This window comes from Sorangium sp. So ce124, from assembly GCF_051525235.1.
GTDB lineage: Bacteria > Myxococcota_A > Polyangia > Polyangiales > Polyangiaceae > Sorangium > Sorangium atrum.
The window spans coordinates 137,721-161,744 of the sequence record NZ_CP150312.1 but is presented as its reverse complement, the minus strand read 5'-3'; the positions used below and the strand labels follow the sequence as shown (position 1 = coordinate 161,744).

The window sequence follows — 24,024 nt, the reverse complement described above, 5'->3', positions numbered from 1 at the left end:
AGGAAAATCAAGCGTCTGAATCTTCTGCGGTGAGGTCATAGCTGTTGCCATTGGCCATTCACATAGTCATACGTGCCCGGGGTCATGCTGCTGACCCGCCTCACGCGTCGGTCCCGCTCGGCCCGAGACATCTGTCCAGCGGCCACTTGCTGTTCCAACACCTCCGCGTATCTCGAGTTGTTTGCGCGATTCGCATCGGCCAGGTTCCCCGAGTTGATGTCGTTACGGAGCTGTGTGTTGGCGAGCGCCGCGCGGGCTGCCGTCGGGGGCGGCAGTGGGGTGCCTGGAGGTGCGTTTCGCTGAGGCGGCGGGGACGCTGGGACGACAGGTGGAGGCTGCCCCACGCCCGCCATAGCGTGGAGACGCGCAAGCATCTGCGAGCAGTTAGGACATGGCGCACAAGCCGTCTGGTTAGGGTCGCTGTCGTTGCTCCCGATGCTGCTCATCCGACGAAGAGCACGCCGCAGATGCCGCTGCCCCTGCGGAGTACCAGGATCACACAAGACTCCATTCCGCCTCTCGTAGTCCTGAAGGTAGCGGCTCACGGCATCCGGCTCGGAGCAGCCGCCGGCTGCTCTCGGCATGGCATTGCGCACTGGAAGCGCGGCCGCGACGGCGGGGTGAAGCTGCCGCTGATATGGTTCATCACTGCCAGGCTCCGTCAGCGGTGTTCTCGGGTCTCGCGCCGAATACCCAATTTGCGTGGGACCGGCTCCTCGACGAGATGTCACCGTCGAGCGCATCAACCCATCAAGGTCGACCAACGCGAGCGGCCTCCCGCTCACATACCCGTACGCTTCGAGCCCCCCTTCTAGCCCCAGCGGCTCCGGGCTCAGGTACGTCGCGCTCGCCGGATCGAAGTACCGCCACCGGTTGTAGTGGAGCCCCGTCTCCGGCTCGTACCAGTGCCCCGGGAACCGGACCAGCGTGGCAACCGCGTCGCCCGCGATCACCCGACCGTACGCGTCGGTCTCGAAGACCTGGTCGACGCTTCCGTCGCCATTGACGAGCCCGAGCGGCACAGGCGCCCCGTCCCGGTGCACGACGTACTTCCAGGCGCCCGGGCCCGCCTCGGTGTCGATCGCCTGCGCGACCGGCGCCGGCGAGCCCGGCGAGTACGCGTAGCGACGGCGCTCCATCAACGTGAACGGCGCGAATGCGCCTGTGGCGCTCGACCCGCGCTCGACCGTCTCCTCCAGGAGGTCCTCACCATCCCAGCGATAGCGGTGCCGCACGATCGCCGCGTCCCGACGCAGCACGCGCTTCTCGATGCGCCGCGCGAACCCGTCGTAGACGAACTCCAGCCGTGTGCCGTCGGGCAGCGTCATGCCCGAGAGCAACCCGAGCACGCTCCACGCGTAGGTGGTCACCGCGGTGCCCTCGACCTTCTTCGACAGCCGGCCGCGTGCGTCGTACGTCAGGGCCGCGCCGTTCGTGGTCACGAGGCGGCCGCCGCCGAGGTGGGACTGCGCGCGGCCGTCGATCCAGCGCACGTCGCCTCGCGGCGAGAGCGCGTAATCCTCGGTCCTGGCCCGTCCATCGTGCCGCTTCTGCGCGATCCGGCCACGCGCGTCGTACAGGAAGGACTGCGCCCCGCGATCGCGATCGGCGAGCACCTGGAGCTCGTCGGCAGGCGACCATCGGTAGTCGAACCGCAGGGTCTCCGGGCCGCCCAGGCCGCCGACCCACATGGGCTCGCCCGGGCGGATGACAGCGGTGCCACCGCCGAAGACCGCCGAGCGGAGGACGTTGCCGTGCGCGTCCCTCGTGAGCTCGATACGGCCACCGCCGGCAAAGAAGCGCCCCGTCTCGCCGTCCGTCGGGTCGTACGCGAACGTCGCGATCGGCGCGTCCGCACCCCGGGCGCCCGAGACATCCGATGAAGACGAGCGCGGCGCATCGCCCGACGGCGTCGCGCGGCGCGGCGATCGAGAAAGCGCCGAGCACTTCCACCTTCGTGCGATGCAGGCCGGCGTCGTAGACGTGCCGGAGCGATGTCGCGGACGACGGATCGTCCTTCCGCTCCGTGTCCTCGCGGGTGCAACGCCCTCGTGCGTCGTACGTGTAGCGCGTGCTGACGGCCTCCGTCTCGAAGCTCAGGAGGCGGCCGCGCTCGTCGTACTCCAGCTTGTGGGATGTGTCGTCCGAGAAGGTGCGCGCGATCAGCCGATCGAGCTCGTCGTAGGCGAGCTCGACGAATTCGCCGTCGTCGAAGGTGATCCTCGACAGCCGCCCAGCCTGATCGTTCCTGTACCGCATCCAGCGACCGTCGAAGGTGCGCTCCGAGAGGATCCGCCCTTCGAGGTCCCGCTCGATGGTGTGCACGTCGCCCTCCTCGTTGACGATGCGTACCATGTCGAGCTCTCGATCGTAGGCGTACGAGACGCGCGTGCCGTCGCTCCGCTCGACCGCGATCACCTCGCGGAGGCCCGCGTAGATCAGCCGGAACCAGCGGCCATCCGCGTCTCGCTCGCCGGCGAAGCGGCCGGCCTCGTCGTAGCTCGTGATCGTGCGAGCGCCCAGCGGCGAGCGGTGCTCGACCACGCGCCCCATCGCGTCGTAGATCCAGCGGTGAACCCCGCCCTTCTCGTCCCGCATCTCCACGAGTCGCCCGAGGAAATCGTAGCGGAGCGCCCGCGCGCCGCCGTCCGGCTCGACGATCCCGATGCGGTTGCAGAGCGCGTCGTACGTCATCGCCGTCTTGCCGCCGTCGGCTGTCTCGGCGTGGACAAGGCAGCCGCGCTCGTCGTAGCGGAAGCTCGCGACGAGCCCCATCGCGTCGGAGAGGTAGATCAGGTTTCCGTCAGGATCGCGCGCGTGCTGCGTCTCCAGGCCGTCAGGGCCGCGCGTGGTCACGACATTGCCGCGATCGTCATAGCGGTACTCCGTCACCTGAGCGAGCGGGTCGACCACACGGTACGCGCCGCCGGCCTCGCCCATCCGCCATATGCGCCCGAGGCCATCGCGATACCCCGCGAGCTCGCCTGCATCGTCGAACACATTCTCGTGCACCTGCCCCGCCCACACGATCCGGCCCGCCTTGCCGAAGGCATTGACCCCGATCCTCCGCAGGGCGCGCGAGGTGATGACGTTGTTCTCGTCCCCGCAGTACTCGACCTTCGCGTGCAGGAACCCCTTCGCGCGACTGCCATCCGCGAGCAGCTCGGGCACGCCCTCGGCCAGGAGCGCGCGTTCATTGGGGTCGTTGCACCACGTCTCCACGCAGCGACCGCGGTCATCGTAGCGGTAGCGCACCTCGAGGCCCGTGGGCCAGCGCTCCAGCACGAGCCGATGGTCCACGTCGTACGCGAAGGTCATCGCGTGCCCCAGGGCGTCGCGCGCGACCACGAGATCTCCGCGATCGTCGTATTCGTACGTGCGGAAAGACGTCCAGGCGCCTCTCGATGACGCGTTCTTCACCTCGAACGCGGCGATGCGGCCGTCGCGGTGCCGCCGCACGCGGAGCAGACGGCCCACGCTGTCGTTCACGAACTGGAGCGGACCGGTGCCGTTTTCGTAGAAGAGCCGGGCCTGGTTGCCGTTATGATCGAGGAGCGCGCTGAGGCGGAACTCGTTGTCGGTGGCAAAGACGTCCTCGAAGACCCGCGTGATCCCGTCGTCCGCCTCGAGGAGATAGCCGTCGCGGGTGCGCGTCAGCAAGCCGACGGGGAGCTTCACGGTCTCTCCCTCGTCGGGACAGCGGCCCTCGCACGCGAGCGCCGTCTCGGTGACGACGCGTACCCTGCGGCGGCGGAGCTCGATGACGCGCCAGCCGAGCGAATGGTTCCAGCCGTAGCCAAGGCCGTAGTCGAGGTCGCGCTGCGCAGAATTATAGGCGCGCTCGATCACGAGCGGGAACGCTCCCGGCAGCGCCATGTCGGTGACGGCGAGCGTGTAGACGCGGCCCGTGACCGGATCGATGGGGTGCCCAGCATGCGTTCCTCCACCGCCCCCGTGCGTCGGGTTGGGGCAGCCGCCGCCGCTCCCCTGACCGCAGCTGCCGGCGTTGCGGCCGCCGCCCTGGGCGCCGTTGCCGCCGTTCTTGCCGCCCGCGCCCTGATCGCCGCCGGCGCCGTTGCCGCCCCGCCCGCCGCTGCCACTGCCACCGGCGTCGCCGCCGAGGATGAAGACACCAGGGTTCATCCCAGGGATCGCGGGGATGTTCGGAACCGGAGCTGTGCGCGCCATGATGCGATGGTCGCCCAACGAGCCACGGAGTCAATACCCGCTGCCACGCAGAAATGTGCTGGGATGGTGCAGCGCGCGGTGACCGGACGTACGCGCAGCTTCCAGCCCATGCATGCTGGTGTACAATGTGCCTCGATGAGCCCCGGGCAACTCTCGCCGAATGCAGCGCTTCGCGTCTGCGCCCTCTCAGGCCCCCGGCTCGGCCGCAGCCTCGTACAGCTCGCGGACGTCGAGCCGGGCGCCGATCGACGCGAGGTGCGCGACATCGCCATCCCGCGCGATGGCAGACGTGAAGTCGCCGTCGACGTCGCGAGTCCACACCTCCACGCTGCGCTCCCGGTGCGACACCAGGACGTACTGGCGCAATGAGGCGAGGCTCTTGTAATGCTCGAACTTGTCGCCTCGGTCGTACTCCTCGGTGCTGCGGCTCAGCACCTCGACGATGAGCGTGGGGTTCGTCACGGCTTGCTCGTCCTGGGCGTCGCGCTCGATCGGCCCACACACGACCGTGACGTCGGGGTAGGTGGCGAGGCCTGTCGACGGAACACGCACGCGAAGATCGGCGTCGTAAGCACGGCATCGACCTCTGCGAAGCTCGGGGAAGAGGAGGCCGATGACCGCCGCAGCGAGCGCGGCATGCTCGGGCGTACCTCCCGCCATCGCGTAGATCTGGCCGTCCAGGTACTCGTGCTTGACGTTGCTGGACGCCTCGAGAGTCAGGTACTCGGCGTACGTGTAGTGGATGCGATGTGCCGGGGCCACCATGGCCGCGCAGTATGGCACAGCGCACGGCGTTCGCCGCGGGTGGCGGGCGCTCGGGCGCGGCCTCCGCGTCCGGCGCCGCAAGGCGGCGTCTCCGGCGCCCTCGATCGCGGCCGACCCGAACAGCTCACGAGCCCCACGGAGCGGCGACATTTCCCGGAAACCGCCGGCCTGGCCGGTCCCAGGCAGGCGCTCGCGGTGCCGGCGGTGGAGCGCGCGCCGCGCAGTAGGCTCACCATCGCGACCGCCCGCAGCACCTGGTTCAACAGCTCGCAGGCTCCGCTCGGTACGTCGATGACATCGAATCTCCCGCAGAGAATGCCGATGCGCGGCCGCGCGACGAGGAGAGCTTCAAGCCGTGATCGTGCTGGAGACGCACGCCTGGTTCTGGCTCGTCGCGTCCCCAGATCGCCTCTCCGAGCAGGCAGCCGTGGCCGTCGATGGCGCGGATAGGCTTGGCGTCTCGGCCATGAGCTGCTGGGAGATTGCAATGCTCACCGAAAAAGGGAGGGTCGATCTCGATCGGCCCGCGCAGAGATCGCTCGAGGACGCGCTCGCCAGAAGCGGAGCGGCGCGATCCTCTTGCCGATTGAACCGGTGATCGCTGCACCGCGTGACGGCCACAATGGCTTGACAGCAGCGTCGGAGGGCGGGTCTCATCGCTGGTGGATCCATGGCGACGAGCAGCCCTCCGCATGTGAGCGCGATGCCGGTCGGCGCTGCGACCGCCGCCGCCATGGCATGGAGGTTCAAGGGCAAGCTCTGGGTGACCGCGATGGTGAAAGCCACCTTCGGGTTCGCCAGCGACACGATGATGCAGCGCATCGCGCCGCAGGAGATCATCCGGGAGGAGGTCCATCACCGCGGGCTGCCCTCGCGGAGCATCCGGTTCACGACCGATCTGGTTCCTCGCCTGCTCAAGGCCGACGTGCTCTTCACGGGCCATGCGCATGCGCCGCACGGCCGCCCCGTCGAGGCGGCGCATGTCCGGCTGGGACTCTTCTCGAGCAGCTGGACGCTGCTGGACAAGACGCTGATGGTCCGTAAGCGGGGCGGCTTCGTGCGGCTCCCCATCGATTACGAGCATGCTTTTGGCGGGATCGGCTTCCCGGACAACCCCTTCGGGGAGGGCCATCCGCAGGGCTCGGGTGAGCCGAACATCCTCGATCCGGCCGACGCGAGGCGCGTGGCTGGCTTCGGCCCGATCTCGAAGGTCAGCCCCGCCCGCCGGCGGCTCCTCGGGGCGACCCCGCGCGCCCTGCTGGAGCGCGGCATCGCCGAGATCCCGGACGAGCTCAGTTGGGATTACTTCCAGGCGGCGCCGCCGGATCAGCGCACGCACTTCCTGCGCGGCGACGAGTGGATCGTGATGGACGGCCTGCACCCGAGCGCGCCGCGCATGCGCATGCGCCTGCCCGGCGCGCGCGGCTTCGCGCGCATCCACGGCCTCGCGGACGTCGGCCTCGCCGAGCACCAGGAGCTCCCGCTGAGCGCCGACGTGCTGCGCATCGACGGCGACGAGCAGCGCTGCACGGTGACGTGGCGCAGCAGCTTCCCCGTGCCCTCGGAGGACGTGCTCCCGCGCATGCGCATCTTCGCCGGCGTCGAGCTCCCGGGCGAGCCGATCGCGTGGCCCGCTCCGGGCGCCGCGATCAGCAGGGCCGGAGCGACGGCGCCCCGCGCGGGCGCGGCGGGCGACGAGGACGACGCCTCCCTCGAGTCGACCGTCGCGCTGTCCGCCGCGGCGAGCATGAGCCCCAGCGGGACGCTGGACATCGCGCCGAACAGGGCGCTCGCGGTCCCGGGGACGCTGCCGTTTCGTCCGGCCCCCGCAGGCGCCTCGCCGTCGCCGCCGAAACGGCCTGCGCCATCGCCACCCGAGGCTCCGCTCGCCAGGTCGGGGACGATGCAGATGCCGAAGGATGTCGGCAGCCAAGGCGCCTCGCCGTCGCCGCCGAAACGGCCTGCACCATCGCCACCCGAGGCTCCGCTCGCCAGGTCGGGGACGATGCAGATGCCGAAGGACGTCGACAGCCATGCGGCGCGCCAGCCGGCGACTCCCTTCACGGCCGAGCCGCCACGCGCGCCGCCGGCCGAGCCGCCACGCGCGCCGCCGACCGAGCCGCCACGCGCGCCGCCGGCCGAGCCGAGCGCTCCCGCCGCCAGCGCGGCCGCGCCCGCGGTCCCCACGCCGGACCCGGCGAGCCCCGCGGCCGCGGGGGGCGCCTTCGCCTGGGCGACACCGCCCCCCGAACCGCCGCCCCCGGAGCCGCCGCCCGCCGGAGCGCCGAAGCGCCCGGCGAAGCTCAATGTGCGGGCGCTCCTGTACGGCGCCGGCAAGGGGCGAGGCTGACGCTCCGATGCCCGTGAAACCCCGAAGGGCGAGCCCCGGCGCAGCGTGTCAGCTGCCCTCGCGCGGCCACCCCTGCGCCCCCGCGGCGCGCAAGCCCACGCGGCTCCTCCACCTTTCCGGTGCTCCAGGGAAAGCCGCGGAGGAATCGGAGAACGAGCGATGAAGGAAGCCTCCGGGACGTTGGACGTTCGCATCGAGTCGGAGCGAGGGCCGTGGGACCACGTGAAGGTCCGCGAGCTCTCCGGGCGAGAGGCGATCTCGCAGCTCTTCTCGTTCGACCTCGAGGTCGTCATCGAACAGGGCCGCGAGCTCCCGGCCGACGCCGCGCCCGGCGCCGAGATCAGCCTGGTCTTCGAGGCCGACGGCGAGGAGATCCGCCGCGTCTCGGGCATGCTCGGCCCGATCCGGGACCGCCTCGAGCCGCTGGCGGAGCGCGCCACCTGCCGCCTGCGCCTCGTGCCGCGCGCGTTCCGGCTCACCCTTGTCGAGACGCAGGAGATTTACCTGGATCGCAGCGTTCCGGACATCCTCCGGAGCAAGCTCGAGCGGCACGGCCTGGGCTCCGAGGACGTCGAGCTGCGGCTGCTCGAGACCTACCCCGAGCGCGAGTTCGTCGTGCAGTACGGCGAGAGCGATCTCGCGTTCATCAGCCGCCTGGCCGAGCACGTCGGCATCAGCTTCTTCTTCGAGCACGAGGGCGGCCGCGACAGGCTGGTCTTCACCGATCACCCGTCCGGCTTCCGCCACGCCGCGGGCGCGGAGACGGTGCCCTTCCGCGCCCGCGGCGAGGCCACGGACATCTTCGCCCTCGAGGTGACGACCGACCTGGTGCCCACCAGCTACGTGGTGCAGGACTACAACTACCGCGCACCGCAGCTCGACCTGACGGCCTACGCCAGCCTGGGATCGGGCGACGGCGGCGGCGTTGTCGAGTACGGCACCCACGTCAAGACGCCCGAGGAGGCCGCGAAGCTGGCGCAGATCCGGGCGGACGAGCGGCTGTCGCGGCAGCGAGTGTACGAGGGCAAGGCCAGCCGCGCGGCGCTGTCCGCCGGGCGGCGCGTGACCCTGATCGAACACCCGCGCTTCCCGGAGCGCGAGGAGCTGCTGCTCGTCGAGGTGGAGCACGAGGCGAGGCTCCCCGCGTTCAAGGACGCCGGCGAGCAGAGCCCGTTTTACAGGAACGCATTCCGCGCGATCCCGGCGCGCGTCGCCTACCGGCCGCCGCGCCGGACGCCGAGGCCGCGCATCTCCGGCGTGGTCACGGGGATCGTGCAGCCGGGGCCCGGGGGAAAGACGAACGGCGTCGCCCTGCTCGACGCCGAGGGGCGCTACACGGTCCAGCTCCACTTCGACACGGCGGAGCCGGGCGAGCAGAAGGCCTCGCGCCCTGTCCGGATGGCGCAGCCCTTCAGCGGCGTGGGCCACGGGATGCACTTCCCGCTGCGCCCCGGCACCGAGGTCCTCGTGGCGTTCGCCAACGGCGATCCGGATCGCCCGGTGATCGTCGGGGCCATGTTCAACCCGCTCGCGCCGTCGCCCGTGACGGCCCGCAACGCCAACCAGAGCCGCATCACCACGGCGTCCGGCGCCATGCTCGAGATCTCGGAGAAGCGATGACGAAGCCCACGACGGTCGGGATCCACTTCCGCTCCGAGGCCGCCCCGGCCGGGGCGTTCGCGGTGCTGGGGCTGCGCGGCGAGGAGGCGCTGTCGCGCCCGTACCGCTTCGAGATCGATCTCGCGTCGCCCGATCCCGCGCTGCCGCTCGACGACCTCGTCGGCGCGGCCGGGGAGCTCGAGCTCGCCGGCCGCGCGGTCCCGGGGGTCGTGGCGGAGGTGGAGCAGGGCGGCGCGCTCGGCGGCGATCGGTACGCCTACCGGGTCGTGCTCGTGCCGCGCCTCGCCCTGCTCGGCCTCGCGCGGCAGACGCGCGTCTACCAGCGGCTCAGCGTGCCGGACCTGGTGGAGGCGGTAATCGCCGGGAGCGGCCTCGGGATCGAGGTGGAGCGGCGGCTCGAGCGGGCGTATCCGCCGCGCGAGCACGCCGTGCAGTACCAGGAGAGCGCGCTCGACTTCGTGTCGCGGCAGCTGGAGCAGGCGGGCGTCAGCTACTTCATCGAGCCACGCGGGGGGGCGGAGCGGCTCGTCCTCTGCGACCACCCTGACGGCTTCCGGGGCGCGGTCGAGGCCGCGATGGGGGAGGCCGGAGGGGTGCGCGCGCTGCGCTGCCGGCGCCGGATATCGCCGCGCGCGCTCGTGCTGCTCGACTACAACGAGCGCACGCCCGAGGTGCCGCTGGAGGCCGAGGCCGAAGTCGACGCGCGCGGCTTCGGGCTGCTCGTCGACGAGGGCGGCTCGTTCGCGGCGCCCGAGGAGGGCGCCGCGCTCGCCGCCGTGCGCGCCGAGGAGCTGCGCTGCCGGGCGACCGTGTACGACGGCGCGATCGGCGCGCCGCTCGCCGCGGGCGAGCGCCTCGGGCTCTCCGGCCATTTCCGGGCCGACTGGAACCGCGATTACCTGGTGACGCGCGCCGTGCACAGCGCCGGGGCGGTCGACGAGCCGCGCTATGCTTGCCAGTTCGAGGCCATCCCGGCCTCGACGCGCTACCGCCCGCCGCGCGCCACGCCGAGGCCGCGCCTCGAGGGCGCGATGGTCGCCCACGTCGACGCGCGCGGCCCCGAGGGCGTCGCCGCGGTCGACGCCGAGGGGCGCTACCGCGTGGTGATGCCGTTCGATCTGAGCGGCGCGGCCGAGGCGCAGGGCTCGGTGCCGATGCGCCTGGCGACGCCCTACGGCGGGGCCGATGAGGGCATGCACTTCACGTTGCGCAAGGGCGCCGAGGTGCTGTGGACCGGCGTCGGCGGGGATCCCGAGCGGCCGGTGATCACCGGCGTCGTGCCCAACGCGAAGAGCCACGTGGTCACGAGCGCCGACGAGGGGCGCGGCCGCATCCGGATGCCGAACGGGGCCATGGTCGAGATGGGAGGCGGCTTCGGGCGCGCGCGCGGCGGGCCCGCGACGCGCGCCGGCGCCGAGGGCGCGCTGCCGACGGAGCAGCAGCTCGGCCAGGACGACATGACGACCACCGCGAGCAGCGCGGAGGACTGGATCCGCATCGCGGTCCCCCACAGCGACGGCAAGTACAGCTACCTGCGCTACGGCGAGCGGGCGACCACGGCAGCCGGCACGTTCACCGAGTCCGCGCGGCTGGATCCTACGGGGGGGTTCGGCAGCAGCGGCTGGACGTGGTCGAGCCTCGACGATGGCTACGACACGAGCTCGGACGCCAATGACAAGGGGAAAGCGGCGCACTTCGGCTGGGCAGCGAGCGACGGGGTCTACGATCACACGGACGGCAACCGCACGGTCGTGACCCAGGGGGACTACCAGTCGGTCACCACGGGCAACCGCACCGACGTCGTTCTCGGGAACTACCGGCTCGTCATCCCGAACCGGACGCTCGGCATCTTCGACGTGGACTTCTACTCGATGACGTTCAGCAAGGACTGGCAGGGCTGGCGGAAGACGACGCGCAGCCACGTCTCGACGGTCAACCTCACGTACGGCGACAACTCGAACTTCTTCACCGGAATCAACTTCGGGGCGAGCCTCGGCGGGAACTACAGCATCGCGGCGGGCGTGAACGGCAACGTCTTCCTCGGGCTCAATACGGGGATCACGGCCGGGATGAGCTGCAATATCGCGTACGGCCCGGTGCTCGAGTTCGGCAGCACGAAGAAGCTCACCACGGCCGACGAACAGGACATCAAGGCGCGCTCCAAGGTGCACCTGCGCGTGCGGAGCACCGACGCCCCGACGGTCGAAGCCGCGAAGCCGTGGGCAGCCGCCGTGGCCGCGGGCGCCCTGGGCGCGGTGGCGGGCCCGCTCGGCGCCTCCGCGGGCAAGGACGATCTCGAGAAGGGCAGCGGGCTCACGGGCGCGACGTGGGGCATCGCGACGCTCGGGGCGCTCGTCGGAACGTACCTGGTCCACAAGCTCGCCCACGCGAGCCCGCTGAACGACGCCGAGCTGATCATCGAGCCGACCCAGCTCCTGCTGCGCTGCGGCGGGCTGGCCGGCGCGTACATCAAGATCGAGCCCGCCGCGATCGAGCTCGCCTGCGGTCCCAGCAGCCTCAGGATCGACGCGACGAGCGTGATCGCCGGAACAGGGACCGCCAAGCTGGAGCTGAGCAGCACAGCCGCGTCCTCCGTCCTGAGGTTCGGCGGCCACCAGGTCCAGGTCGACGCCGGGGGAGCCGTCATCCAGGGCGCCCAGTTCCACATGCTCTAGGAGGAGCCCGCTCGGCGAGCGGTCGAGCGGCCTGCGCGGGTCGAGAGCTGCCATGAAGATCATCAACCCCACGCCCACCACGTTCGCCGCGGTCTCGTGGCAGATCCGGCCCCCGCAATGGGCCCTGTGCCTGATCGCGAAGGGCACCTACCGCCTCGTGCCCGGCGAGCCGGCGATCCCCGCCGGCGCCCCGGAGCCGCCGCTCGGCGACGCGCACGAGGGCGACGATCCGCGCGGGGCGCTCCTCCGCGCGTCCGACTTCGCCCCCTTCAAGCCGAAGGCGGATCTCCTGCTGCGCGGCAAGGCCCACGCGCCCGGCGGCCGGCCCGTCAGCTCCCTGCCGGTGAGCTTCGCCGTCGGCAGGACGTCGCTCGCGCTGCAGGTGACCGGCGACCGGTACTGGACCGATCCGGCCGCCGGCAAGCGCACCGACCCGCAGCCGTTCGTCGAGATGCCGCTCGGTTATGACCGCGCCTTCGGGGGCCCGGACTTCGCGGCCAACCCGGCGGGGCGCGGCGTCTTCGACCCGGGCGAGCGCGATCTGCGGCGGCGGCCGCTGCCGAACATCGAGGATCCGCGCGCGTTGGTCGACTCGCCCGCGGCGCGGCCGCCGCCCGCGGGCTTCGGGCCGCTCGCCGCCGCCTGGGCGCTGCGCGCGAGCAAGCTCGGCACCTACGACGAGCGCTGGCTGAAGCAGCGCTGGCCGTTCTTCCCCGACGATTTCGACTGGAGCCACTTCAACGCGGCCGTGCCGGCGCTCCAGGCCGAGTACCCGCGCGGCGACGAGGAGATCGTCTGCCACAACCTGCACCGCGCGCGGCGCGACTACCGCGCGCGGCTCCCCGGCGTCCGGATCCGCTGCTTCCTCGACGAGCTCGCGGGCGGCGCGGAGCGCTTCCGCGAGGTGCAGATGCACCTCGACACGGTCCGGGTCGACATGGAGGCCGAGGCGCTCATCCTCGTGTGGCGCGGCCACGCGCCCGTCTCCGCCGAGGACCACCCCGAGGTGCGGCACGTGCTCCTCGCGAGCGAGCCGCTCGGCGAGGGCCGCGTCGCGGCCGCGCGCTACCGCGAGCAGCTCGCGCTCGCGCTGATGGAGGCGCGCCCTGCCGTGGCAGAGGCGCCCGCCGCAGGGGCGCCCCCCGGCAACGACAACCGCGGAGCGTCTCCCCTGGCCGGCCTCGACGACGCCGAGCTCCTCGCGCAGATCCGCGCGACGCTCGAGCGGGGCGGCGCCCCCGCGGCGCTCGTGGCCTCGCTCGGCACGCCCGGCGCCGACGCGGAGCTCGAGGCGTGGCTGGGTAAGCTCGGCGGGGATCCGGCGCAGCTCGACGAGATCCAGCGGAAGAGCCGCGAGCAGATGAAGAAGGCGCTCGAGGCCGGGGGGCACGACCCGGCGCAGCTCGACGCGCTGGACCGCGAGGACGAGGCGCGGGACCGGGCAGCCACGGAGCGCGCGGCGCCGTGGACGCGCGAGCGCGTGGAGCTCTGCCTGTCGATCCGCGAGAGCATGGCGGGCGCCGATCTCTCGGGGCTCGACCTGTCGGGGCTCGACCTCAGCGAGGCGAGCTTCGCGCGCGCGCTGCTCGTCGGCGCCGACCTGACCGGCGCCCGCCTCGCCGGGGCCGACCTCGAGGGCGCGACGCTCGCTCGCGCCAGGATGGCGGGCGCGTGGCTCCCGGCGGCCAGGCTGAACGACGCCGATCTCTCCGGCGCCGACCTCGCGGGCGCCGACCTGACCGGCGCGGCGCTCGGCAAGGCGCGCCTCGACCGCGCGGCGATGCGCGGGGCCATCCTGACCGGCGCGGCCGCGGCCGGCGCCTCGTTCCTCGAGGCCGACCTCACCGGGACGCGGCTCGACGGCGCGCAGCTCGCCAGCGCCCGCCTCGCGCGCGCGGCGCTCGACCGCGCGTCCTTCGCCGGCGCGGCGCTCGAGGACGCGAGCATCGAGGGGGCGCACGGCGAGGCGGTCGACCTGCGCGGCGCCGACCTGCGCGGGCTGCGCGCCTCGGAGCACACCCGCCTGCCGCGCGCCCAGGCGCGCGGCGCCCGCGCCGATGGCTCGCGCTGGATGCACGCCGATCTCACGGGCGCCGACCTCGCGCTGTCGAGCCTGCGCCGCGCGGATCTCGGCCGGGCCGAGCTCGGCGGCGCCGACCTGCGCGGCGCCGACCTGGCGGGCGCCGACCTGACGCGGGCGCGGCTGGGCGGCGCCCGCCTCGAGCGGTCGAACCTGCACGGGGCTCGCCTCGAGGGCGCCGACCTGCGCGACGCCGACCTGCGCGGCGCAGGTTTGTACGAGGCCGCCCTGTGGCAGGCGCGGCTCGAGGGCGCCGATCTCACGGGCGCGCAGCTCGCGTCCACCCTGCTCACCAGCGATCGAGGCGCGACGTGACCGGCGCCGCCGCCACCTCCGCGGGCTTCGCGCGGGACAGGGACGATCTCCTCGCGCGCCTCGACGCCGGACCGCTCGATCCGCCGATGATCCTGGGCCTCGACCTGCGCGGCGTCGACCTCGCGGGCCGCGATCTCTCGGGCGTGCTCTTCAACGGCGTCGACCTGAGCGACGCGCGGCTCGCGGGCGCGCGGCTCGCCGGCGCCGTCTTCCTGGCCGTCACGCTCCGCGGGGCCGATCTGTCGGGCGCGCGCCTCGAGCGCGCGGTGCTCGCGCGCCACGTGCGGCTCACCCGCGACGCCGCGGCCGCGACGCTGCCGCTCGAGGCCGATCGCGACCTCGGCGCCGAGTCCGTCGAGGCGCTGCGCGCCGCCGGGTACGCGGGGTACGCCGCCGGGGCCACGTCGCTCGCCGGCGCGTCGCTCCGTGGGGCCGATCTGTCGGGCGCGCGGCTCGAGGGCGTGGACCTCGCCGGCGCCGATCTCTCGGCCGCGACGCTGACCGGCGCCGCGCTCGCGGAGTGCGCCCTCGACGGCGCGCGCCTCGACGGCGCGACGCTCGGCGAGGTCGAGCTCGACCGCTGCGCGCTCGCGGGCGCGAGCTTCATCGACGCCGAGCTCGCCGCCGTGACGCTCATCGGCGTCGAGCTCGGCGCGCTCGACCTGTCGCGCGCGCGCCTCGTCCGCGGGCTCCGCGTTCCGAACCAGGACCTCCGCGGCGTGGCGCTCCCGCGCGACCTCGCCGGCGGCGACCTCACGGGCGCGAACCTCACCGGCGCGGACCTGTCCGGCTTCGACCTGCGCGGCTGCAAGCTCGACGCGGCCGCGCTCGACGGCGCGCAGCTCCCGTCCGCGGCGCTCGGCGGCGCATCGCTGCGCGGCGCGTCGCTGCGCGGCGCGCGCCTCGCCGGCGCCACGCTGAGCGGGGCCGACCTCGAGGGCGCCGTGCTCGAGCGCGCGAACCTCGACGGCGCCCGGCTCGACGGCGCCGGCCTCGAGGGGGCCGACCTCACCGGCGCCAACCTGTCGGGCTGCGATCTGTCGGGCGCGCGGCTGCGCGGCGCCCGCCTGCGCGGCGCGCTGCTCGCGGCCGCCGTGCTGCGCGGGACCGAGCTCACGGGCGCCGATCTCGCCGAGGCGTCGCTCCAGGACACCACGCTCGACGGCGCGGATCTGCGCCGCGCGCGCCTCCCGGGCGCCCGCCTCGCCCGGGCCGAGCTCACCGGCGTCGATCTCTCGGACGCCGACCTCGCGGGCGCCGATCTCTCCGAGGCGCGCATCGCGGGCGTGCGCCTCCGCGGCGCGAACCTGGCCGGCGCGCGCCTGCACGGCGCCACGCTGAAGCGCGCGCAGCTCACCGGCGCCGCCCTCTCCGGCGCGGATTTCGGAGGGGCCTCGCTCGAGGGGACCTCGCTGGTCGGGCTCGATCTCCGGGGCGCGCGGCTCGCCGGCGCGCGGCTCGCGAGGAGCTCGCTCGTCGGGGCGAAGCTCGGCGGGATGGATCTCTCGGGCGCGGAGCTCCGCGACTGCGACCTGTCGCGCGCGGACCTCCGGGACGCGCGGCTGGACGGGGCCGATCTGGCGCAAGCGAGCCTGGCCGGCGCCGAGCTGGGCGGCGCCTCGCTCGCCTCGGCGCGCCTCGGGGTCGCGAACCTGACCGGCGCCAATCTCCGAGGCGCGCGGCTCGCCGGCGCCGATCTCTCCCGGGCGTGCCTCGACGGCGCCGCGCTCGCCCGCGCCGATCTCGGCGGCGCGCGGCTCGACGAGGCGATGGCGCGCAAGGCGGATCTGAGCGGCGCGCGGCTCGAGGGCGCCTCGCTCGTCGGCGCGGACCTGTCGCACGCCGACCTGTCGGGCGCCGATCTGTCGGGCGCCGATTGCCGCGGGATGAACCTGCACCGGGCGGCCACGGCGCGCGCGCGCTGGGACGGCGCGAAGCGCGAGGGCGCCCGCGAGACCGATCCGGAGCGTGCCCGCGCCGAGGACTGGCGCCCGCCCACGCTGTTATGAACGGCCGACGACGGCCGCGAAGCCACGACCCGAGGACCACCGCCATGCCCACCGCCGCCCTCCCTGCTCTCCCCGTCGAGCCCCCGCCCTCCGACGCGCGCCCCGAGGGGCTCCGCGACGGCGCGCCGCGCGTGCAGTCAGCGGCGCCCCCGCTGCGCATCGTGGCGAGCGGGGGCGCCTCGGCGTCGATCGTCGAGCGCGACGGCCACGAGGTCGTCGCGGTCCACGACCGGGCCGGCCGGCTGCTCTTCGAGTACGACGCGGAGACCGGTCGGGGCAGCCTCGTCGCGGCGGGCGGCCTCTCGCTCGCGGCGCCCGGGGGCGACATCGATCTCGTGGCGGGCGGCGCCATCCGCTGCTGGGCGGCCGGCGAGGTCGCGATCGCGAGCCGGAGCGGCGCGACCCTGAGCGCGCGCGCCGGCGAGCGCGGCGCGACGGTGCAGGTCGCGCCCGGGCGCGTCACCGTGGCCGGGGAGGCGCTCGCCGCCGTCGCCGAGCGGGGCGACGTGCGCATTGCCGAGGCGCGCTATGAGGGGCGGGCGCTCACCGCCGTGCTGGAGCGGGCGCACACCACCGTGGGCAAGATCGAGTCGATCGCCGGGCGGGTGATCGCGCGGGCGGGGGATCTCTTCCAGGAGGTGCGCGAGCTGCACCAGCTCCGCGCCGGGCGGGTGCGCGCGCTGGTCGAGGACGTGATCGAGCTGCGCGGGCGCGAGGTATCGGTGGATGCGCGCGAGGACGTGAGCATCGATGGCCAGCGGATCAACCTGGGGTAGGAGGGCGCGGCGATGTTCCCTGTAACAACGACGCAGGCCGGGATCTGCCAGGCCATGCCGGACACGTGCAAGACCCCTGCGCCGCCTGGTCCGCCGGTGCCGTTGCCGTACCCGAACGTGGCGATGTGCAACCAGGCGCTCCCGAGCACCTGCGCCCTGAAGGTGCTGGTGGAGGGCAAGCCGGTGCTCACGAAGCAGAGCGAGATCCCGATGTCGACCGGCGACGAGGCGGGAGCTGCCGGCGGCGTCGTGAGCGGCAAGATCAAAGGCGAGGCGATGTTCCGCAGCTTCTCGGCGAAGGTGAAGGCCGAGGGCAATCCGGTCGTGTTCCACGCATGCGCGGTGGCGCAGAACGGCAAGAGCCCGAACATGCCCATGGGCGTGCAGGTCGCGCCGTCGCAGGCGAAGGTGATGGTGAGCGGCTGAGGGGCCGCGCGGCTGGCGGAGGGGGTCCACGTGGCGGCACGTCGTTACCGCGTGGTTCATCGCAGCCGGTACGAGCTCGGGGCCGACGGAGCGGTCGCGTGCCGGCTGGAGGCGCACCTCACCCCGCGCGCGCTGCCGCATCAAGCGGTCGAGTTTCACCAGCTGGTGGTGCGGCCGCCGCCGCGATCGAGGCGGGTCGAGGAGGACGCCTTCGGCAACCGCCGCGCGCGGATAGAGATCAGCGGGAGCTTCGGCGCGATCGACGTCACGGCCCTGAGCGTGGTGCGCCTCTGCGAGGAGGCCGCGGGCGGCGCCGGCGATCTCGCGGACGACTGGCGGGCCGTGGCGGCGCGCACGGCGGCCGCCGCGGCGGAGGACCCGGCGCTGCGCGCGCTCGTGGAGGGCACGGCGCGGGCGCCGCGGAGCGGCGCGATGGCGGACTACGCGCGGGGGAGCTTCCGGGAAGGCCTCCCGCTCGGCGGAGCGCTGGAGGGGCTGGTCGACCAGATCCGACGGGATTTCACCTTCACCCCGGGCGTCACCACCGCGGACACCGGCATCGCCGTCTTCTGCGAGCTCCGGCGCGGCGTCTGCCAGGACTTCGCGCACCTCGCCGTGGCGTGCTTGCGATCGATGGGCCTCGCGGCGCGTTATGCGAGCGGCTACGTGACCGGCTCGGCCTCGGCGCCGGCGCGCGCCTCGCACGCGTGGGCGTCGGTGTGGTTGCCGTCGGGCGGCTGGCACGACCTCGATCCGACGCTCGGGCGCCTGGGCGCGCCCGGGCACATCGTGCTGGGCTACGGACGCGACTACGATGACGTCGCGCCGCTCAGGGGCACCGCCGAGGGCGCGCGCGGCGTCCGGCTGCGGACGGAGATCGTGGTGGCGCCGCAGGGAAACGAATGACTGATGTTCGGCGGAACCGCCGAGAGGACCATCAAGCTCTACGAGAGCGCGCTCGGGGCGAAGAGTGAGGGCGTGATGCGCTCCGGCGATGTGTCGGGCGACAACCCATCTCCCGAGAGCAAGGACCGGATCATCCACGCCACGCTGCAATCGGTCCTGGCGTCATCATGGTCATCGGCACGATGCCCGGCACGCCGGCCGCGAAGGGGAGCGACACCGAGGTCTGCTTGCACTTCGGCGATATCGCGGAGAGGACGACGGTGTTCGACGCGCTCGGGTGGGCGGCGATGTCACTGTGCCCCCTGCTGGAGACGTTCTGGGGACTTCCGCACGCGCGCCCCGCCCCGTGTGTCCCCACGCGCACGCCGCCGCTCGCTCCCTGGCACGGCGCCCGCATACCGACCGTCAGCAAGGACGTGGCGGGGGGGACCACGCGGAGGAGACCCATGAGCCAGAGAGCATCCGATCAAGCCATCCAGGTAAAGCCGCTCGCAGGGCATATCGGCGCCGAGATCCACGGCGCCGACATCTCGAAGCCGCTGCCCGACGACTCCGTGGCGGCCATCCGCGCGGCGCTGCTGAAGTGGAAGGTCGTCTTCTTCCGGAATCAGCCGCTCGGCCACGCCGAGCAGATCGCCTTCGCGGCGCGCTTCGGCGAGGTGACCTATGCCCATCCGCACGAGGACGAGCCGTTCGATGAGCACCCGGAGATCCTCGCCATCGACAGCCGCCGCTACGATCGCCGCTACGGCAGGCGCTTCAGCTACGAGAACCGCTGGCATACCGACGTCACCGCGGCCGTGAATCCGCCGGCGGCGTCGATCCTGCGGGCGCACATCCTGCCGCCCTACGGCGGCGACACGACCTGGACGAACCTCGTGGCAGCCTACGAGGGGCTGTCCGCGCCGCTGCGCGCGCTCGTCGACGGCCTGCGCGCGGAGCACCGCTTCGGGCTTCGGTTCGCGCCGCAGGACCAGGACAGCCCGTACCTGCGCAAGGTGCGCGAGAACCCGCTGATCTCGATCCACCCCGTGGTGCGCGTCCACCCCGAGACCGGGGAGCGGGCGCTGTTCGTCAGCCCCGGCTTCACCAGCCACATCGTCGGGCTGTCGCCGCGCGAGAGCAGCGCGATCCTCGATCTGCTCTTCGAGCAGATCAGCCGCCCGACCTACACGGTGCGGTTCCGGTGGGAGCCCGGCAGCATTGCGTTCTGGGACAACCGGGCCACGGCGCACCTGGGGCCGCAGGATCTCGGGCACCTCGACGTCGAGCGCGTCCTCTACCGGGTGACGCTGACCGGAGATATCCCGGTGGGGATCGACGGGGTCCGCTCCGAGATCGTGGCCGGAGAGCCGTTCGGCAAGCGGCCCCCGAGCAAGCTGAAGCCCGCCCGCAAGGACAAGGCGCCCGAGGCCGAGGTGCAGGCATGAGCGCCGCGAGCGCAGGCGTCGAGAGGACGTCGTTCGAGGGGCCCCACGGGCCGGTGGATGCGGTGCAGGTCCGCCCGGCGTCGGGCGGGCGCTCGCCGGCGCCGGCGGTGCTGATCCTCCACGAGGGGCTGGGGCTCACGGTCCATACGATCGAGCTGGCGAGGCGCTTCGCGCAGGAAGGGTACCTCGCGTTCGCGCCGAACCTGTATTCGCACGACACGACGCACCGGACCTTCACCGAGGCGGAGGTGGCTCGGGGGGTGAGCCTGCTGCGCGCCGCCGACCGCGACGAGGTGGTCGCGCGGTTGCCGGCGGACGAACAGGAGCGGCTGAAGAAGGTGTTCGCCTGGTTCGGTAGCCGCGACACGTCGACGTACCTGCCCGACGCGAGGGCGGCGGCGGCGCACCTCGTCGGCCGGTCGGACGTGCGGCCGGGGGGCGTCGCCGCCGTCGGGTTCTCGCTGGGCGGCGGGCTCGTGGGGCAGCTCGCGGTCGCAGGGGTGGAGCTCGCGGCGGGCGCGGTGTTCTATGGGCAGGCGCCGGCTCTGGAGCAGGTGAAGAACGTGCGATTTCCGCTGCAGGTGCATTATGCGGAGGACGATCCGGCGATCACCCCGAAGGCGCCAGCGGTGGGGGAGGCGTTCAGGGCTGCGGGGCGAGAGCTGATCTCGTTCGTGTACCCTGGGACGCGCCACGGGTTCTTCAACGAGACGCGGCCGGCGTACCACGCCGACGCGGCGCAGCTCTCGTGGCGGCGCACGCGGGAATTCTTCGCCGAGCGCACCGGCAACGTCGCGCAGTGGCGGCCGCAGGCAGTCGCCGGCGAGGGTGCGCGCGCGGCGGGGTAGCTGCGGCTCCACCGCCGGCACCTCAACCTGGGTCGGCTCCTCAACCCGGGTCGGCTCCTCAACCCGGGTCGGCTCCTCAACCCGGGTCGGCTCCTCAACCCGGGTCGGCTCCTCAACCCGGGTCGGCTCCTCAACCCGGGTCGGCTCCTCAACCTGGGTCGGCTCCTCAACCCGGGTCGGCTCCTCAACCCGGGTCGGCTCCTCAACCTGGGTCGGCTCCTCATCAACCCGGGTCGGCTCCTCAACCTGGGTCGGCTCCTCAACCCGGGTCGGCTCCTCAACCTGGGTCGGGTCCTCAGGTCGGCTCCTCAACCTGGGTCGGGTCGGTCCCGCCTCATGGCACGGAGGCTGCTGGGCGCCCGCCATGACCGCCTCCACGCCCATCGCCGAGAGCAACGCTCCGAAGCCCATCCACACCGACGACGCCGGACTCATCGCAGGCGCGATCACCCTTCCCGCGCCCGCGGGTGACCTCCCCGGCTACCGCGCCCACCCCGCCTCCGGTGGCCCCTTCCCTCTGGTGCTGGTGATCCAGGAAATCTTCGGCGTCCACGAGCACATCCGCGACGTGGTCCGCCGCCTCGCACACCGCGGCTACTACGCCCTCGCCCCGGATCTGTTCGTTCGGCAAGGCGATCCGAGCCACCTCCACACCGTCGATGAGTTCCGCGCTCTGGCGGGCCGCGTGCCCGACCGGCAGGTCCTCTCGGACCTCGACGCCAGCGTGGCCTTCGCCCAAGCCTCCGGAAAGGCCGACGTCCGCAAGGCGGCCGCGGTCGGCTTCTGCTGGGGCGGGCGCATCACGTGGCTGTACGCCGCGCACAACCCGGCGCTCAAGGCGGCGGTGGCCTGGTACGGACGCCTGACCGGCGATCGGACCGAGGCCCAGCCCAAGCACCCGATCGACGTGGCGAGCGCGCTGCAGGTGCCCGTGCTGGGCCTCTATGCCGGACAGGACCAGGGCATCCCCCTCCCGACGGTCACCGCGCTGCAGGAGGCGCTCCGTGCCGCCTCCGAGACCGGCAGCGCGCCCGGCGCCGCGCACTCCGAGATCCAGGTCTACCCGGACGTCCCGCACGCCTTCTACGCCGACTACCGGCCGAGCTACCGGCCGGAAGCCGCCGCCGACGCCTGGCAGCGCCAGCTCGACTGGCTGGCCCGACACGGCGTCGCCTGACAGCGACCAGCCGCGACAGCGCCCGGCGGCCCCTGCTGCCCCGGCAACAAGCTGCGCCTCCACTGCTACTCCCCACGCACCTCCCGCCCGCGCCACCGCGCCCCGCCGATCGGATACCCTGACGCCGTGCGCGCCAGGATCCGAGACACCGAGCTCTACTTCGACGTCGAGGGCATGGGCCTCGTCCCCGACGGCCCGCGGATGCGCGAGAAGCCGGTGATGTTCGTCGTACACGGCGGACCTGGCGCAGATCACGCCTCGCACAAGGGCGGGATGACGCCGCTCGCCGATCAGGCGCAGCTCGTCTACTTCGATCATCGCGGACAGGGCCGCTCCGCGCGCGGGCCGAAGGAGACGTATACCCTCGAGAACAACGTCGAGGACATGGAGGCGCTGCGCCTGCACCTCGGCCTCGATCGTATCGTCGTGATGGGCACCTCCTATGGCGGCATGGTGGCCATGGCCTATGCGCTCGAATACCAGCGCAACATCTCTCATCTCATCCTGGTGGCCACGGCAGCCAGCCATCGCCTCATCGACCGGGCCAAGCAAATCGTCGCGGAGCGCGGCACCGAGCAGCAGAGAGCGGCGTGCGAACGCCTCTGGGCCGGCGAGATCGAGGGCGACGCGCAGTTCGCCGAGCTCCTCCAGATCCTGGGGCCGCTCTACTCGACCACCTTCGATCCACAGAAGGCGAACCAGGCCCGCGCGCGCACCATCTACAACGTCGACGCGTGGAACGTCGGCCTGGAGAGGTTCATGCGGAGATTCGATTTCACGCCGCGCCTCCCCGAGATCGCGGTGCCCACGCTCGTCATCGCCGGCCGACACGACTGGATCTGCCCACCCGATCTCTCGGAGGAGATCGCGCGGCTCATCCCGGGCGCCGATCTACGCATCTTCGAGCGCAGCAGCCACTGGGTGCGCGCTGACGAGCCGCGGGCGCTGCTCGACGCCATCGCTGGCTTCCTGGCCGAGAGGCGGTAGCGCGCAGAGCGCACCGCCGAGCGTCGCGCCCTCTACTGGATCCCGGCCTTCTTCATCGCCGCGGGCATCCGCTGGACGATGACCGTCCCGACCTTCTTCCCCACCTCGCCGCTGATCTCCGGGAGGAGCTTCGCGGCCTTCTTTCCGACCGGCGTGCCGTAGAACTTGATGAGCTCCTTCAGCTCATCGGCGGTGAACTTCCCCGCGTAGATATCGACGTTCCACTGGACGAGCTCGTCGTACGGCAGCACCTCGGCGACCACCGCCTTCAGCTTGCTGGCCTCCTTGGTCGAGACCTTCGCGCCCGCTTGCTGCATCGAGGCACTCATGTTGGTCATCAGCTGATCGAGGAGCGCGTTGTAGACGTCCTTCGGCATGACGAGGTGCGTGAGCTCCAGGGCGAGCTTCTTCTCCGCCTCTCCGGCGTAGGCGCTGCCGAGCGACACGAACGAGAGCAAGGTCACGACGGCGAGCGAGACGATCCATGAACGAAGCGCGTGCTTTCTCATCGGCCCTTTGTATCACGACCGCGCCGCGATCCGCGCCGCGCAGGGTGGCCCGCCGCATTCCCTCCCAGGAGCCGCCGCGACACCCGAGGAGCCGCCACGCCGGAGCAGATCGGGTGCTCGGTCACACGACCGTCACCTCGTCCCCCACGCGCAATGTGCCGGATTTCGTCTCCTGGATGTAGTTCTGTCCGAAGTTCACCTCGCCGGGCCTCTGCGCATCGCGCCGGTAGCTGGCCAGCGTGCGGAGCGGCTCCGGGCCGCGCTCTGCGGTGCGCTGGTCGGTCGTGGTGACGACGCAGCGGCCGCACGGGCCGCCGGCGCGGAGCACGAGGTCTCCGATACGGACGCGGCTCCACAGGTCCTCGTCGAAGGCAGCGCAGCCGCTCACGACGAGGTTGGGCCGGAAGCGATCCATCGGCAACGGCGCGGCGCCCCGGCCCTCGAGGTGAGCGTTCAGATCGGCGAGGGAGGCCTCGGAGATCACGAGCAGCGGGAACTCGTCGGCGAACGACACGACGTCTTCCGTGCCTGCCACCGAGGCCTTGAGGACGGGCCGCCGGAACGCCTCGCCGATGCGGACGAGCCGCGCCGGGTGATCCAGGACGCCGCTGAGCCACGCGGCGGCTTCGTCACCGCAATCCTCGGCCAGGAGGCCGCTGCTGCTCCAGACCTCGACCGTGAGCAGGCGCGCGCCCTCGGCCCTGCGCGGCACCGAGATCGGCGGCCGGCCGGCGAAGCCGAGCGTGAGCGCGCTCTCGGAGAGCTGCGTCTCGATGAGCGCCATGCGCGGCAGCGGGCGCTGCGTGAGGGGCTTTCCCTCGGGGTCGACGATCATGAACCGCCGATCGCCGGCAAGGCCGAGCGCGTCGACGGCGGACGCGTCGAGCGTGAGGCCCCGGCAGCCTTTGACGGGATAGATGTGGATCGCGGAGAGTCGCATTCCGTAGCTTATAACACCCCTCG

Annotated in this window: 18 protein-coding genes; 13 read left to right on the top strand and 5 right to left on the bottom strand. The window is 72.7% G+C overall.

Annotated elements, in window-relative coordinates; all coding sequences use genetic code 11:
* Window positions 1-35 precede the first annotated feature (35 nt).
* The 3 genes from WMF19_RS00610 to WMF19_RS00600 form a co-directional block, all read right to left on the bottom strand.
* The gene (locus WMF19_RS00610) at window positions 36-1,322 is read right to left on the bottom strand and encodes an RHS repeat-associated core domain-containing protein (protein ID WP_437901776.1); all 1,287 of its coding nucleotides are present in this window, start codon (window positions 1,320-1,322) and stop codon (window positions 36-38) included.
* Complete coding sequence (locus WMF19_RS00605) at window positions 1,207-4,188, bottom strand: DUF6531 domain-containing protein (RefSeq protein ID WP_437897282.1); 2,982 nt, start codon at window positions 4,186-4,188, stop codon at window positions 1,207-1,209. Before WMF19_RS00605 ends, WMF19_RS00610 begins: the two co-directional genes overlap by 116 nt.
* 186 nt (window positions 4,189-4,374) lie before the next feature.
* Window positions 4,375-4,953 (bottom strand): Uma2 family endonuclease, encoded by a 579-nt coding sequence (locus tag WMF19_RS00600; RefSeq protein WP_272097172.1) that lies wholly within the window; start codon window positions 4,951-4,953, stop codon window positions 4,375-4,377.
* A 355-nt stretch (window positions 4,954-5,308) separates the two neighbouring features.
* On the opposite strand from WMF19_RS00600, the gene WMF19_RS00595 reads away from it, so the two are divergent.
* The 13 genes from WMF19_RS00595 to WMF19_RS00535 all read left to right on the top strand — a co-directional run bounded on the left by WMF19_RS00595 (window position 5,309) and on the right by WMF19_RS00535 (window position 22,552).
* Window positions 5,309-5,551 (top strand): type II toxin-antitoxin system VapC family toxin, encoded by a 243-nt coding sequence (locus tag WMF19_RS00595; protein WP_437897281.1) that lies wholly within the window; start codon window positions 5,309-5,311, stop codon window positions 5,549-5,551.
* A 72-nt stretch (window positions 5,552-5,623) separates the two neighbouring features.
* Entirely contained in the window at window positions 5,624-7,303 is a 1,680-nt protein-coding gene (locus WMF19_RS00590) for a DUF2169 family type VI secretion system accessory protein (RefSeq protein WP_437897280.1), read from the top strand.
* A gap of 159 nt (window positions 7,304-7,462) precedes the next feature.
* Window positions 7,463-8,923, top strand: a complete 1,461-nt coding sequence (locus WMF19_RS00585; protein WP_437897279.1) for a type VI secretion system Vgr family protein — start codon at window positions 7,463-7,465, stop codon at window positions 8,921-8,923.
* Window positions 8,920-11,598 carry a type VI secretion system Vgr family protein gene (locus tag WMF19_RS00580; RefSeq protein WP_437897277.1) on the top strand — a complete coding sequence of 893 codons (2,679 nt, stop codon included), beginning with the start codon at window positions 8,920-8,922 and terminating at the stop codon, window positions 11,596-11,598. The genes WMF19_RS00585 and WMF19_RS00580 overlap by 4 nt, the downstream gene beginning before the upstream one ends.
* Before the next feature lie 52 nt (window positions 11,599-11,650).
* Window positions 11,651-13,993, top strand: coding sequence for a DUF2169 family type VI secretion system accessory protein (locus WMF19_RS00575; protein WP_437897276.1), 2,343 nt, complete (start codon window positions 11,651-11,653; stop codon window positions 13,991-13,993).
* Window positions 13,990-16,002 (top strand): pentapeptide repeat-containing protein, encoded by a 2,013-nt coding sequence (locus WMF19_RS00570; RefSeq protein WP_437897275.1) that lies wholly within the window; start codon window positions 13,990-13,992, stop codon window positions 16,000-16,002. The genes WMF19_RS00575 and WMF19_RS00570 overlap by 4 nt, the downstream gene beginning before the upstream one ends.
* 44 nt (window positions 16,003-16,046) lie before the next feature.
* Complete coding sequence (locus tag WMF19_RS00565) at window positions 16,047-16,778, top strand: DUF3540 domain-containing protein (protein ID WP_437897274.1); 732 nt, start codon at window positions 16,047-16,049, stop codon at window positions 16,776-16,778.
* A gap of 12 nt (window positions 16,779-16,790) precedes the next feature.
* Window positions 16,791-17,204: a DUF4150 domain-containing protein gene (locus WMF19_RS00560; protein WP_272097160.1), complete on the top strand. Its 414-nt coding sequence runs from the start codon at window positions 16,791-16,793 to the stop codon at window positions 17,202-17,204.
* 30 nt (window positions 17,205-17,234) lie between these two features.
* Entirely contained in the window at window positions 17,235-18,110 is an 876-nt protein-coding gene (locus WMF19_RS00555; protein WP_437897273.1) for a transglutaminase family protein, read from the top strand.
* Between the two features lie 446 nt (window positions 18,111-18,556).
* Window positions 18,557-19,540, top strand: coding sequence for a TauD/TfdA dioxygenase family protein (locus tag WMF19_RS00550; RefSeq protein ID WP_437326959.1), 984 nt, complete (start codon window positions 18,557-18,559; stop codon window positions 19,538-19,540).
* The gene (locus WMF19_RS00545) at window positions 19,537-20,388 is read left to right on the top strand and encodes a dienelactone hydrolase family protein (protein ID WP_437897272.1); all 852 of its coding nucleotides are present in this window, start codon (window positions 19,537-19,539) and stop codon (window positions 20,386-20,388) included. The genes WMF19_RS00550 and WMF19_RS00545 overlap by 4 nt, the downstream gene beginning before the upstream one ends.
* 364 nt (window positions 20,389-20,752) lie before the next feature.
* On the top strand, window positions 20,753-21,565 hold the full coding sequence (locus WMF19_RS00540) for a dienelactone hydrolase family protein (RefSeq protein WP_437897271.1): 813 nt from the start codon (window positions 20,753-20,755) through the stop codon (window positions 21,563-21,565).
* A gap of 126 nt (window positions 21,566-21,691) precedes the next feature.
* Complete coding sequence (locus WMF19_RS00535) at window positions 21,692-22,552, top strand: alpha/beta fold hydrolase (protein WP_437897270.1); 861 nt, start codon at window positions 21,692-21,694, stop codon at window positions 22,550-22,552.
* Window positions 22,553-22,584: 32 nt separating this feature from the next.
* Here the strand turns inward: WMF19_RS00535 and WMF19_RS00530 are convergent, their stop codons facing one another.
* Window positions 22,585-23,061 carry a DUF2059 domain-containing protein gene (locus WMF19_RS00530; RefSeq protein WP_272097153.1) on the bottom strand — a complete coding sequence of 159 codons (477 nt, stop codon included), beginning with the start codon at window positions 23,059-23,061 and terminating at the stop codon, window positions 22,585-22,587.
* Window positions 23,062-23,182: 121 nt separating this feature from the next.
* Window positions 23,183-24,001, bottom strand: coding sequence for an MOSC domain-containing protein (locus WMF19_RS00525; RefSeq protein WP_272097152.1), 819 nt, complete (start codon window positions 23,999-24,001; stop codon window positions 23,183-23,185).
* Window positions 24,002-24,024: the final 23 nt, after the last annotated feature.